This is a genomic window from Streptomyces sp. NPDC046931, from assembly GCF_040644655.1.
Classification (GTDB): domain Bacteria; phylum Actinomycetota; class Actinomycetes; order Streptomycetales; family Streptomycetaceae; genus Streptomyces.
Genome location: NZ_JBEYWX010000012.1, coordinates 119,573 through 133,051, shown reverse-complemented (window position 1 = coordinate 133,051; position 13,479 = coordinate 119,573). Strand labels below are relative to the sequence as shown.

Below are 13,479 nucleotides of genomic sequence, written 5' to 3'. Positions count from 1 at the left end.
CCGACCGGTGGGGATCAGAGAGGGATCAGACGGTGGCTGAGGAAGCCTTGGCCAGCGACACGGGAGCGGCAGCGGAGGCGGAGGGGACGGGCCGGAACGGAGCCAGCTCAGGCAGGTCCGGGGTCCGGTCGGCGTGCCGGTTGCAGATGTTCACGGCCTGGCGGAGCGAGGTGTGCGGGGCGCGGATGCGGTGCCATCCTCCGGAGGAGTCGCCCGAGATGGCGAGTCCCCGCGTTTCGGCCGGAATCTGGATGGCGGCGAGTACGGCGTCCGGGGCGATGTCGCCGAAGGCCATGTTGGCGGATGTCTCGTCGTTGACGCGGTGGGCGGTACGGCCGGTGAGCTGGGCGCGGAGCATGGTGATGCCCTTGCCGAGTTCGGAACCGAAGCGCTGTCCGCAGATTTCGAGGTAGATGCCGGCCGCGCGGCCGAGCTGGGCGAGGCGGACTAGGGCGGTGATGATGCGGTCTCGGCGCTTCTCCTCCTCCTTGTTGGCGTACAGGGCGAGTTCGGCGACCTCGTCGACCAGGACCACGACCGGGACCGGGCGCAGGTGATCGGGCAGCTCCCAGATGTCGGCGGCGATCTCGGCGTCCGGCACGTCGGAGGTGATCCGTTGCTGAGCCCGAATGACCTGATAGATGCGCTCCATCCGGACCACGAGGGCGTCGAGCACTTCAGCGGCGGTGTCGGGATCATCGGCCAGCGCGGAGAACCGGCGGGCCAGCGGGAACAGTTCAACCCCTTGCTTGCAGTCGATGCCGACGAGGGCGACGTCCATCGGGGCGAGTCCGGCGACCAGGTTGCGTTGGTAGACGGACTTGCCGGACTCCGTGGCCCCGAGGGTGAGGGCGTGGGGTATCGCGCGGTAGTCGCGGTAGTGCACCGAGCCGTCCTGCCGCAGGGCGACCGGTACCCGCATCGGCCGGGTGTCGGTCTTGGCCGGCATCTGCACCCGCTTGAGCACGTCGTAGCCGGTCATCCGCACCTCTACGACGCCGGAGCGCAGCTCCCGCGAGGTCACGCCGTACATCGAGAACGAGTGCCGGAGCCGGTCGGAGGCGGCGGCGACGTCGAAGGCGTCCTGCCCGGGACGGAGCTTGAGCCGCAGGACCAGGCCGGTACGAGTGGGCCGCACCCGCAGGATGCGTGGGGCACGTGGCCCCGGTATCGGCCGGTTGGTGGCACGGGCGAGAGCGAGCCGCCACCGCGCGGGCGGCACGGTTAACCCGCACGCGTCCATGACCGAGCCGTACCGGACCAGGACCCGCACCACGGCCAGCGTGACCCCGAAGGTCAACCAGTACCAGGCGGGGCGCCGCCACCGCAGAAGACCCGCGGCAACGGCGACCAGCACCAGGGCGACCGTGAGGCCGGTCATGATCAGGCCGCCTTGGGCCTTGCGGCAGCATCGGCGAGCGAAGTGACCGCAACCGCGCGGAAGGCGATGCCGTGCCGCTTCTGGCCGTTGAAGTCGTTCTCCCAGGGCCGGGCGATCAGGCCGGTCAGCGCGACCGGCGTGCCCATGGCCAGCTCGCCGGTGATCCCGGGCTCCGGGACGGTGATGGAGAGGATCTCCACCTCCTCGTTCGCCGCGAACATCACGTCGACCGTCATCAGCTTGGCACCGGTCTCGGCGTCGGTGGCGATCTCGCCGGTACGGCGGTCACGGACCTTGACCTGGGGGGACTTGGCGACCATCACGACGGCGCCGTTGGTGTCGACGGGGATCTGACGCACAGAGATCACTCCTCTATAGATGCTGAACTCCGCCACTCATGTACATGAGTAGCAGGAAGAAGAGTGCCCGACTCCTGTACATGAGTCAACCCGCCACGAAGAAGAACTCGTGACGGGCGGCGGAGAGTTGAGCGCGCGTCAGTCGGCGGCGGGGATCCGGTACTCGAAAACGAACTGGTCAGCGGCCATGAGGGTGTCGCACACCTCGACCACGAGACCCGCGGTCGTGCGGGCCTCACGGATCAGGTGAACCACGGGTGCACCCGGACTCAGTGCCAGCTCCGAGGCTTCCGCCTTGGAGGCCGGCCGCGCTTGCAGCGTCTCGACGAACTCCGCGAACTCATGCCCGTGGTCTTCGAGGCGGGCGTAGATGCCACCGCCGCCGGGGTTCTCGCCGAACAGCTCCGGGATGTCCTTCACGACGTCCCAGGGCAGGTACGACGTCGCCGTCTCGACCGGGGTGCCGTTACGGAAGTAGAGACGCCGGCGAGCCAGCACCTGCGTACCGGCGGGGACACCCAGGCGCTGGGCGGCATCCTCGGGCGCCTCCATGGGCCCGATGTAGAGAACGCTGACTTTGGCGGTGGCGCCGGACTGGGCGGACTCCGCGAGGTAGGCCGCTTGTCCGCCCTGCCGGAGCGAGCGCCGGAAGCGATCGGAGGAGCGGTGCCGCACCGGAGGCCGGTTCTTCACGATCGAGCCCTTGCCGTGCCGGGTCTCGACCAGCCCACTCGCCCGCACCTCGACCATGGCCTTACGGATCGTCCCGCCGGACACGCCGTAGCGCTCCACCAACTCAGACTCACTCGGCACCATGTCACCAGGCTTGAGAACTCCCGCCCGGATCTGTTGCACGATCTCGTCCGCGATCTGCACGTACCGAGGTCCGGATCCGACCCCTCCAGCCGCAGTTCCCATAGTCCTTCTCTGCCTCCTATGCTCCTCTACATGAGTCAAGCACAGGAAGCGACGCCTTCTCCCCTGCACTCCGTATCTGTGGCCGGAGTGGTGGTGCGCGAGGACGGCCGCCTCCTGGCGATCCGCCGAGCCGACAACGGCACCTGGGAGCTCCCCGGCGGCATCCTCGAACTTAACGAGACCCCCGAGGCAGGCGTTGCCCGCGAGGTTCTGGAGGAGACAGGCATCCACGTCGAGGTAGACGAACTGACCGGCGTCTACAAGAACCTCACCCGCGGCATCGTGGCCCTGGTCTTCCGCTGCAAGCCCTCCGGCGGCACAGAGCGCACCTCAAGCGAGTCCACAGCCGTTTCCTGGCTCACGCCCGACGAGGTCAGCGAGCGCATGTCCGAGGTCTTCGCGGTCAGGCTCCTGGACGCCCTGGACGGCAACGGCCCCCACGTACGCAGCCACGACGGCAAGCGCCTCATCCCTGTCGGATCCCAGCTGATGCCTGACGTTCCGGTCCCAGGTGATGCTTGACGGTGGGCCTAGACAACGTAGGGAGCCCCGTGGGGCTTGTTCGCTTTCACGTTACGGACCGGGACGTCGGTCGTGCGCCGGATGACCCGGACCTGGCCGTCCAGCTCGACGCTGATCGTGGAGTCCGACACGTGCACGGTCACGGTCTGGCCTGCGTACAGGCGGCCGAGGGACACGACCTGCCGACAGACCATGACCGTGCCCACCGCGCTGACCCGCCGCTGCACCCGCACGGGCTCGACGCCCGGACGCGGCGGCGGACCGGCCGGACGCAGGCCCCGCAGCCTGCGGACTTCCTCGCTGGTCAGCGGGTTGGGCCGCACCCGCAGCAGTTCCCGCGAGGACGGATCGAAGAACGACAGCGTCTCGTCGTCGATGCGGATACCCACCTGGCGGCCGCCGAGGATCTCCGCCGCCAGGACCTGGTGCCCGCCCAGGCCCACCAGGCCGCTGTTGTTCACGACCCGGTCCACCTCGAACGCGGCCCCGTCACCAGCCGGAAGAGGGGCCGGCCCGGCCGCACGTCCGCCCCGGACCGCCAGCCGTCCCAGATCCGCCACCGACAAGTGCGACCGCACCGTCTTGATCCGCGCCCCGGCGATCAGCAGATGGATCACCGAGGTGTCGGCCCAGAACGTCACCGTCAGCCCTGAGCGGGCCGGTCCGAGCCAGAACTGCTTGCCCGCGACCTGCAGATTCCCACTCGCAGGCACCACCCGCTCGAACTCCACCGGCCCACCGGCCTCCACCGGCACCACTGCCGGGACCACCTCAGGCGGACCGGCAGGAACAGCCGATGCTTCGACCGGCACCGGCTCCGCAGGAGCTGTCCGCTGCTGCGGCACCAGCGCCAGTACTCCGGGCACCCTCAAGCCCAACACGTCCCGCTCCCGCTCAGCAACCGCCGTGAACCGCTCGCCCGGACACTGCATGTCCAGCGCCTGATGCGGACGCGAGGAGTTGTACTCCTGCACCCACTCATCCAGCGCCGCCTGAGCCGCTTCGATGTTCTCGAACGCACCGCAGTCGTCCAGGAGTTCGCGCCGCGGCGTCTGATGGAACCGCTCGACCTTGCCCGTCGTGGTCGGCGACGCCGGCTGGGTGAGGCGGTGCGCGATCCCGTTCTCCCGGCAGATCCGGTCGAACAACACCTCACCGCCCTGCCCGAACCGGTCGGTGAACTGCTTGCCGTTGTCCGTCAGCACCTCCTCCGGCACCCCGAACCTCTGCAAGGCCCGGGCGAAGGCCGCGCAGACCGCCCGTCCGGTCGCCCGCTCGACCACCGACGCGATCACGCAGTACCGGGAATGGTCATCCACCCCGGTCACGATCTTGGCCTCGGTCAGCTCCCCGGTGACCGGCTTGACCAGCATCACGCCGCCGACGATGTCCATCTGCCACAACTGCATCGGCCTGTGCCACTGACGTTGATCGATTACGCCCGGGTCGTGGTCTTCTGTTTGAGGCGTTCGTAAGGTGTCTGGCCGCCGAGGCCGCCGTGGGGGCGATGGTAGTTGTAGTAGTCCTCCCACTCGCGCAGCTTGTCGTTGAAGACCTCGGCGTCGTCGATGATGACGCCGTCGAGGAGCTGGTAGAACTCCTCGGCGTCGATGCGGTGGGAGCGTTCGACCTTGCCGTTCAGCCGCGGGGTGCGGGGCTTGATGTAGGTGTGGGCGATGCCCTTGTCGAGCACGTGCCAGTGGAAGGCGGACTGGAACTCGGCGCCGTTGTCGGTCTGGATGACCTCGACCTGGAACGGCAGACGTTGCAGCACGTAGTCCAGGAACTGTATGGGGGTTTTCTGCGGATAGATCCGCAGAACACGCAGGCGAGTGCAGTCGTCGATCGCGGTGAACTGGAAGTACTTGTTGCGACCGCCGCGCCGTCCCTGGGGCATCGAGGCGAGCGGTTCGATGAACTTCACGTCGATCTGGACGCGGTGGCCGGGCAGTTGCTTCTCGTACCGCTTCCATCGGCGGTCGTGGCGCTTGTAGCGCTGGGAGGCCGGCAGGCGGCCCATGTCGAGGCGGTTGAGGATGCGCCAGACGCCGGACTTGCTGATGGTGACGTCGTGGTACCGCTTGAGGTACATGGCGATCTTCTCGGGCCCGAAGTGGTAGTTCTGCCGCAGGTAGATGATCTTCCCGATCACCTCGACATGGGTCGCGTTCGGAGAGTTCTTCGGCGCCTTGGAGCGGGTGCGCAGACCCTCGACGCCCTCGGCCTGGTAGCGGCGGTACCACGTGTAGTACGCCTGCCGGCTGATTCCGAAGTACCGGCAGGACATGGCGACGTTCCCGGTGACCTCTTCGACGTGGCGTATGACGGCCAGGCGCCGCTTGGCCTCACGGTCAAGCGGCGAGGTGGTGGGAGTGGAGTTCGGCATGTGGATCTCCGTAGTGATCGGAGACCCGGGTGTCAACGATGGTCGTCAGTTTTAGACAAGCGCCTCATCCCAGCGGGATAAAACCTTCTCTCCATCATCAAGGCGGCTCGCTTCGCTCACCGCGCGCGGCCCGGCCCCCGGCCGGGCCTGCGCTCCAGTCTCCGCCCCGCTCCAGCCCGGCCGGCGCCCTGGCCGCTCTCATAGCCGACGAGTCGCCTGATGCCAGAGAAGAAGGTCGTGCGGCTGGGACAGATCGGGCACAGCATCAGCAGTGGACGAGTCGCGAGCGGGCTTCCAGCTACATGCCAGTGCCTCTCTGGCTCTTCTTATTGATCCTCCGCGTCGCCGCCACGATGATGTAGCAGGTGGACTACGACCTCACTCGTCTCGGCACACGAGAGTTCGAACATCTGACTCAAGCGCTAGCAGTACGTGTACTTGGCGCGGGCGTCGAGGTTTTCGGCGATGGCCCAGATGGTGGCCGAGAGGCAGCGTTCCGGGGGCGCATGAGGTATCCAGAACCGGCACCGGAAGGCAATTGGGATGGCTACGGAGTCCTTCAGGCCAAGTTCCGCGCAAGGCCACTAGGAACAGAACTCGACACTGCCTGGTTTCTCGCTCAAGCAAAGACAGAGCTCACGACATGGGCAAATCCAAAGTCCAAACGTGCACGGGCGCGCGAGATTCCACAGTACGTGCTTTTTGCAACCAACGTTGTACTTTCCCCCGTAGCCGAGGTGGGCGGCATCGATACAGTGAAGCGCGAGATTGACGCGCTGATCGCCAAGCTGAAGCTTCCAATCAGAGGGTGGCGAGTATGGCACTATGACCAGCTCAATACTCTTCTGGACAACTATCCAGCCGTACGCCAGCCTTATGAAGCACTTGTTACTTCCGGGGATGTCCTAGCGCATCTGCGCAGAATGCTGGAGGGGAGCGGCGCGGCTGAAATCGCCGAACGGGCCACAACCTATAGCGTGATGCAACTCAAGGCAGATCGTCACGTTCGACTTCATCAGGCCGGAGAAGGCGACAATCAACGCCTGAATTTGTCAGATATTGCGATTGACCTCAAGGCATATGTTGATAATCTAGACCCGTTCGAAGAACAGATTGTGAACACTGCCGAGTATGTACTGCGGCGAGGAAACGCTATTCTTCGACCAAGCCACGGCGGCGACGAATCCCCGAGACACTGCGTCATCCTTGGTGGGCCCGGGCAGGGAAAAACTACACTAAGCCAACTAATTTGCCAGGCGTATCGGGTAGCTTTCCTCGCTGAAAGTCCAGCCTTGCTCTCAGGAGAACAACAAGAGCTGTTGAGGAGGATGAAATCGCACCTAGAAGAGATTGGTCTCGCAACACCGGCTCAGCATCGTTGGCCAGCTCGAATCGATCTAGCTGATTACAGTGACGTGATCGCAGGTGGCGAAAACGTCAGCGTCTTGAAGTATCTCGCGCAGCGGATGAACGAGAGCGCACCCGAGGTGAGCGCTAACCACCTTCGTGCGTGGCTAGGGAAATGGCCATGGCTGCTTGTGTTGGACGGCCTTGACGAAGTGGCCTCCAGCACATCTCGGGAATCTGTGATTTCAAGGCTCGACGACTTCTACACGGAAGCTCGGCAACTGGATTCAGATCTCTTCGTTGTGGCCACCAGCAGGCCACAGGGTTATCGTCAGGAGTTCTCCGACTCGGTTTACACTCACCTATCCTTGAAGCCGCTGGAACCTGGGGAGGCTGTTTCCTACGCAGAACTACTTGCTCACGCTCGATACCCCGGAGACAGCGAGACTGCGCGCCAGGTGTATACCCGCCTACAAAGCGCGGCATCGGAAGAGCTTACAGCACGCCTTATGCGGACACCGTTGCAAGTCACTATTATGTCAGTTCTTTTGGAGCGTCGCGAAAGAGTGCCACAAGAAAGGTACAGGCTATTCGACGCTTATTACGAAACGATTTACAATCGAGAGGTTGGCAAGCCTGGCCCTGTCGGACGTCTACTCGATCAACACAGAACGACTATCGGCAGAATTCATCAGCAGGTTGGTTTGCAACTTCATGTGCTCGCCGAGAACGTAGGGGAGCACGGTGCTTCGATATCAATCGAGCAGCTAGAGGAAATCGCTCAGCATATCCTCTCATCCGCAGGTTACGATGACGAAAAATCTTCTCGCAAGCTAGTCGACCAATTAGTCAATGCGGCAACAACTCGTCTCGTATTGCTGGCCCCGCAGGGGGACGGATTCGGCTTTGATGTACGTAGTCTGCAAGAGTTCATGGCTGCCCAGGCAATCGCCCGTGATCAAGCAGCTGACATCAGCGAGCGACTGCGCCTCATTGCTTGGTCGGCGCATTGGCGCAACACATGGCTGTTGGCAGCAGGTAATGTGTTCTTTCACCAAGGCCGTCAGAGACACAACCTCATAAACCTTCTTCGCGAAATCCAGATCGAGGATGAACTGGCTCTTCTAGTGAAGCCTGGTTCGCTGATCGCTCTGGAACTTCTTGACGACGATGTGGCAGCAGCGACACCAAAGTTCCGTAGGCTCCTTGTGCAGCAAGCGCTGGAACTTCTTGATATCCCACCCGAAGGCCGGATTAGTTCCACTCTTGCGCGCGTCCTAAGTGATTCCGTAAAGGTGGATCCGGGATGCAAACCCATCGTCTTCCAAGCAATCGAGAGGGCAATCTCATCGACTGGCATGCCGGCAGTTGCCGCATTGGATGTTCTGCGCTCCTGGAGTATCGAGTCCACTCCCGAAGGTGCGAGGGCTCGTCGACTAATGGAAGCGATGCGGCGTACGGCGACGCCCGCCGTTCAGGGTTTCGGTGAAGCCTGTCTTCATTGCTGGGCTGCAAAAAAAGACACCGAGGAACGCAACGAGCTACTCTCCGATGTTTTGCACCTCTCAGGGAACCCGGAAGATGACTCTACCTGGGAAGCGACCGAATGGTGCCGTGATATCGGCGTCACCTTCAAGTTGACTTCTCGGGGAGTCTGGGTAGTTGAGAGCGTTACCGGACCAGCAGGCGAATCGCATTACCACGCACAAATTCCAGAAGTGCGTGCACAGATGATTGAAACGGCCCTCCGCAGTCCTGTCGAACACGCCATGATCGCATCCGTGTTGCGTAAGTGGGTTCTGAGTTGGGCTGAACGACGCCCGTGTGGAACGAGCTTGCTGGAGGCGGTAGCCAGGGATGAGCTTGGAATATAGCTACACGCGGTTCCCGGCTGATACATCACCACTACAGGCAACAGCAGGGAACGTAATAGTCGGCACCCAAGTCTCCACGGCGTTCCACGCTGACTCTGGTCGACGCCACAAACCAGTAGCGTGGCTGAGGCTGGTGGGGGTGCCGCGAGGCACACGCGCGCCTGGTCGCTCGGCGCGCCCTCCGTCGTGGCTGGCTGTCGTCGGCCGGGGTTCGTGCCTCTGCCGTGCCAGATGCAGCGGTCATCCACGGTCAACAAGGGTATCCCGCAGTCGAGTTACTGGGCATCTCATCAATCATCAAAGCCCTAGGTCACCGGCCCGACGACCCAGCCTCTCTCCTAAAGTGGTTGTCCAGCCCGCTCACCGCGTCCACACCCGCAGGAACTCTTCGGCCGGGATGGCCTCCAGCCGATCCTCTTCAGGATCGACCGCTTGGTCTGTGAGGAAGCCGTGCTCGTCCTCCAGGTGCTCCCAGCTGTAGCGGTGGAGTTGGCCGGCCGAAGTCAGCTCGGCTTGTTTGATGACGACCAACTCACCGCGGTCAGGTACGGCCTCGATGTACCACAGGCCGCCCTCCTCGTCAGCGTGGCGGAAGTGGTGCCGATGGGTGGCGGCTTCATCGAGTGCTCGGAAGTACGCCACGGTCTCTGCTTTGATGCGCTCCAGGTCAACCACGGGACCATCGTGTCAGCGAGCGCACGCGGTGGCCCCGTTCTGGCATCCACGAGTGACATCAACGGCGCCGGACGCCAGCACTCCCAGGCGGTCTGGCACGGCCAGCGTGGCCAGGCGGCTCCCGGGCAGTGTCACGAAGTGATCGAACTCCTAATGCGGTGCTCACGGACGAGCGCCCTCCCGGGCCGTCCTTGGCCGTGGAAGGGCGCTCAATGGTGACCAACGTCGACAGGTGCCGACAGCTCGGCAGCAGGTCAGGACGTTGATCGATACGGCGGCTGCAGGTCACGGCCGCCGTCGGTCAGTTGTGGCTGTGCAGATACGCATGGTCCCCCCACTACGTGTGTGTCTGAGAGGGAATCATGCCAGGACGGCTAGGAGCCTGACAGCTTGTCCAGCGTGTCGTAACGGCGTCCGGGTTCCCGGTCCTCCGGCCATGGGGCTTTACCCAGGTCTCGCTGGTAGTGCCGGTGTCCCGCATCCTGGCGGCTGATGTGCATCAGGTGCAGCGGGTTGGTCTCCAGCGGAGGCTGGCCGACCTGCTCCCGGTTGTCGTTGTGCCTGTCGATCTTTGCCTTCTTCCGAGGCGCATCGCAGGGAGTGCTGGGCTCGGCTCCGCAGGTGGGGCACCGATGGGCGAGGGCGTACTCGTGGAGAGGCGGGAAGGCGGGATCCTGAGGCATGGAGCCATCATGCCGGGCCGCGGGCCGACCGTTCTACCCGCAGCGCTCCAGGCCCGAAGGCCCGGAGGCGCCAGGGGCAAGTCCTGCTACGAGCCGGAACGGCTACGCGCTACCTCGTAGGCCGCGCGCAGCATCTCCTGCTGCTCCGCGTCCAGGCCGCGCGGCCGCATCCCCCGCCGGCCGATACCGAAGAAGGAGACGGGGCCGTAGAACGGGCCGTCGTAGCAGCCGAGCAACCGGAGCATACGGTCGGCGACCGGGTTGGCCTTGTCCTCGGAGGCGGTGACCAGCTCGGCGACGTAGGCGTGGACCCGGGCCTGCTCGGGCAGGACGACCCGGTCCACGTAGCCTGAGCCGGCCAGGCCGACCTTGTCCCGCATCTTGTCCGGGGGCTCGGTGTGGAACTCCAAGTCCCCGCCGGGGGTGACCAGACAGTAAGCGATGGGCGACTCCGTGCTCTCGCGGGGAGTGCGGGTGCGCAGCTGCTCGAGGAAGTCGGCTCCATCGAGAGTCCCGTCGCCGCCGGGTTCCGGGGTGTCCTCCTGGTCGTACTCGAGGTCTTCGATGTCCCGGCTCTCGACCTGCTGGCGGAGAGACCGGAACCGGCTCAACGCGTCGAATTCAGCTTCCTGCTGCTGGAGGAGTCGTAGTGCGGTGGAGTGAATGGCGGGCCGCGGCACCCAGTTGGGCAACTCGTACTCGTCGATGCGGCGGTCCCGGGCGTAACCGATACGGCGTTCGAGGTTGGTGACGGACGCGGAGGACACGCTGCCCGGCTTCAGGCCGGGGGTGCGCTGCCCCCACGCGACCGAGCTTGCGGCGGAACTCCAGGCGACGGCGACGAGCTGCCCGAGCGTGAAGCCTTCCCGGCGGGCGTTCAGGAAGGTCTCGTAGGCGTCGGGCAGCCGGTGCTCGGGGATGGGGTCCTCGTTGTACTTCCGGGTGAGCAGACCCTCGAGGTAGTTGACGGCCATGCCGGCCTCGAGCTTGTACACCTGCTCCTTGATCTCGTCAGGCCGGTCCCACAGCGCGTCCTGCATCAGGGAGATCGTCTCGCAGCGCGCTGAGGTTTTCCCGCCCAGGGAAGGGGCCAGACCCCAGGGGATCTGTGTGATGTACACGCCGCGGGCCGTGCCGTCTTCGTTGAAGGTGAAGTCGTTGGTAGTGGCGGGCGTGGTCGGGCAGATCCACCGGTTCCGGTGCAGGGTCCGGAAGGTTTCGATGTCGGTGTCGGCGGACGCGGTGAAGGTGTAGTTCAGGCTGTGCAGCGGGCCGATCGCCTCGGTGTCCTTCCGCTGCATGATCTCCACCATGGCCAGCAAAGCCAGACACCCGAGAAGGTCGGGGATGCTGCCGGGCATATCCCGGTCGGCCTGCTCTTGCAGCCACACTCCAGCGGATTCGACCTGCCGCGCGATGCGCTCCCGCTCCTCCTCCGCCGCACGCTCGGCTTGCCTCGCCTGCTCAGCGGCCTCCGCGTCCCGGCACGTCGGGCACTTGACCGTGGACACGGTCTCTTCGCGGGGGAAGAGGTCCAGGAACCACAGGCGGGTCGCGGTGACGTCGGAGCGGCTGTACACGCTACGGGGGCCGGCGCAGTCGGGGCAGACGACCGTGAGGAGGTCGGCGTGGCAGACGGCCTTGACAGTGCGCAGCACGGCTGTGGTGGGGCCGATCTCGGCAACCTTGCGAGTCCAGGTGCCCGGCTCGGTGAACGCCCAGTAGTCCAGGCAGATCTGCTTGTCCTCGTCGGTGACCTCCTGGTGGAAGACGACCTCGAGGAGCGGCGTGTCCGCGCTCGGCAGGAGATACCGCTGGACGGCCTGCTTCTGCTGCTTGATGGTCTTGTTCTTCTGCTGGCGTTGGCGTCGCCGCTGACGCTTCCCCATGGCGTCCCCTCCCCGGTGAACGACCAGGATATCGACGGGCGCCGACAACCGGGCCAGACAGAGCGACGACACGATGGCGCCCCCAGGTCTGAATGAGGCGCCCTCCGGAGCCGTCATCTTGCCCAGCATGAGCGCCGGAGTGCTGTCCCTCCTCCTTCGCGCAGGGCAGGATGGGGTCATGGCACCCACCGACTTGTCTCGCCTGCAGCTGCCACGCGCGTGTCGTGAGGCCCTTGCCAAGCAGCGGTCGGAGCGGATCGACAGTCACACCATCCCCGTAGCCGCCGCCTGGTGGAACACCGAACTAGCCGCCGCTCGCTTGCCTGGTGGGCCCATAGCCAGTTCAGATGTCACGCAGCTCAGTCGCGGTGACTTGTTCGCGGATGCTGCCAAGCTCGACGCGGACAACGATGAGGAGCTGCTGCGTTTTCTGTGGCGTGTACTCGCCTGGGGTAGCGGCATGAAACTCCGCCTCAATCGCAAGCGCATGCGAGCTGTGGCGGATAGCCCGTCCTCAGCCGTGGCGGCTCTGCGCCAGGCTCTAAAGGTCGCTCGCGAAGATCCGGCGCAGGCATACGAAGCTCTGCGCCCGCGAGACCGCAACGCCATCGCGTATCTGGGCCCGGCGTTCTCGACCAAGGTCCTGTATTTCGCCGGCCGCGGCGCTCTCGATCACCCGTGCGCGATTCTCGACTCCCAGGTGGCCGCCACGCTCAGGGACACCTGCAAGTGGGACTCGCTCGGTGACAACGAGTGGCCCACCAGCACTTACGTCCGATACTGCGCACTCCTGGACCGCTGGGCCCACGAGGAGAGCAGGCGGTTCGGGCGCCGCATAGGCATCGACGAGATCGAACGCTGGCTGTTTAGGCCCTGAGCCAGAACCGAGCTGCCAGCTCCGGATCCCACAGACGGTGCGCCACACTGCCAGATGCAAGGGTCAGCCACGGTCAGTTCGGTGGAAAGTGCCGCTCCAGCTACGCCGCAGTTCTAGGCTTCCCGCTGCCGCGCACGAGCCTGTTGCAGCAGGGCGACTCAGACTTCAGTACTGGGGGGACCAGTGACCGTACCGACACTCTCCTTCAACGACGCCTCCGACGGAGAGGACGCAGGGGCGTACATGTGGGAGGAAGACCTAGGCAGGCTGGCTCGTGAGCAAGAGGCATACGAACGGGCGCGGATGGAGGCAGCTCGTACTCTTCGAGCGGCCGCTTGCGCACTGATGGAGAAGGGCGCAGCACAGGTAGATGCGACAGAACGTGACCGACTCATCGAGCAGGCGCGGCTGAAACTGCGTTTGGCACATGATCCCCTGCCCCAGAGTCGTCAGACACTGGAGCCGCAGGAGCAGATCATTGCTCGCTCCTGCGGACGTCCCGCTGTGCTGCTGCGGCCCAGCCTCCCGGGACACCGAGAGACATACCACACGGGCCCCGAATGTGGAC

Annotated in this window: 10 protein-coding genes and 1 pseudogene; 3 read left to right on the top strand and 8 right to left on the bottom strand. The window is 64.8% G+C overall.

From position 1 onward, the window contains the following. Positions 1-25: 25 nt before the first annotated feature. The 3 genes from ABZ876_RS21880 to ABZ876_RS21870 form a co-directional block, all read right to left on the bottom strand. Entirely contained in the window at positions 26-1,381 is a 1,356-nt protein-coding gene (locus ABZ876_RS21880; protein ID WP_361783563.1) for an FtsK/SpoIIIE domain-containing protein, read from the bottom strand. Between the two features lie 2 nt (positions 1,382-1,383). Then, complete coding sequence (locus ABZ876_RS21875) at positions 1,384-1,740, bottom strand: hypothetical protein (protein WP_361783559.1); 357 nt, start codon at positions 1,738-1,740, stop codon at positions 1,384-1,386. Between the two features lie 138 nt (positions 1,741-1,878). Next, complete coding sequence (locus tag ABZ876_RS21870) at positions 1,879-2,658, bottom strand: GntR family transcriptional regulator (protein ID WP_361783556.1); 780 nt, start codon at positions 2,656-2,658, stop codon at positions 1,879-1,881. Between the two features lie 18 nt (positions 2,659-2,676). On the opposite strand from ABZ876_RS21870, the gene ABZ876_RS21865 reads away from it, so the two are divergent. Then, entirely contained in the window at positions 2,677-3,180 is a 504-nt protein-coding gene (locus ABZ876_RS21865) for an NUDIX domain-containing protein (RefSeq protein WP_361783553.1), read from the top strand. 8 nt (positions 3,181-3,188) lie between these two features. Here ABZ876_RS21865 and ABZ876_RS21860 read toward each other — a convergent pair. Beyond that, a pseudogene (locus tag ABZ876_RS21860) lies at positions 3,189-4,613 on the bottom strand (DDE-type integrase/transposase/recombinase); the annotation flags it as partial. Between the two features lie 2 nt (positions 4,614-4,615). After that, positions 4,616-5,566 (bottom strand): IS481 family transposase, encoded by a 951-nt coding sequence (locus ABZ876_RS21855; RefSeq protein WP_361783551.1) that lies wholly within the window; start codon positions 5,564-5,566, stop codon positions 4,616-4,618. 365 nt (positions 5,567-5,931) lie between these two features. Here ABZ876_RS21855 and ABZ876_RS21850 point away from each other — a divergent pair, with 365 nt between their 5' ends. After that, a complete protein-coding gene (locus ABZ876_RS21850; RefSeq protein WP_361783549.1) occupies positions 5,932-8,787 on the top strand; it encodes a hypothetical protein in 2,856 nt (951 codons plus the stop codon). Positions 8,788-9,147: 360 nt separating this feature from the next. On the opposite strand, the gene ABZ876_RS21845 is transcribed toward ABZ876_RS21850, so the two are convergent. From ABZ876_RS21845 to ABZ876_RS21835, 3 genes are all read right to left on the bottom strand, one after another. Further along, positions 9,148-9,462 (bottom strand): hypothetical protein, encoded by a 315-nt coding sequence (locus ABZ876_RS21845; RefSeq protein ID WP_361783546.1) that lies wholly within the window; start codon positions 9,460-9,462, stop codon positions 9,148-9,150. 374 nt (positions 9,463-9,836) lie between these two features. Further along, positions 9,837-10,145 carry a hypothetical protein gene (locus tag ABZ876_RS21840; protein WP_361783543.1) on the bottom strand — a complete coding sequence of 103 codons (309 nt, stop codon included), beginning with the start codon at positions 10,143-10,145 and terminating at the stop codon, positions 9,837-9,839. Positions 10,146-10,231: 86 nt separating this feature from the next. Continuing rightward, on the bottom strand, positions 10,232-12,034 hold the full coding sequence (locus ABZ876_RS21835; protein WP_361783540.1) for a hypothetical protein: 1,803 nt from the start codon (positions 12,032-12,034) through the stop codon (positions 10,232-10,234). 178 nt (positions 12,035-12,212) lie between these two features. On the opposite strand from ABZ876_RS21835, the gene ABZ876_RS21830 reads away from it, so the two are divergent. Beyond that, positions 12,213-12,911 carry a hypothetical protein gene (locus tag ABZ876_RS21830; RefSeq protein ID WP_361783537.1) on the top strand — a complete coding sequence of 233 codons (699 nt, stop codon included), beginning with the start codon at positions 12,213-12,215 and terminating at the stop codon, positions 12,909-12,911. The last annotated feature ends 568 nt before the right edge of the window (positions 12,912-13,479 follow it).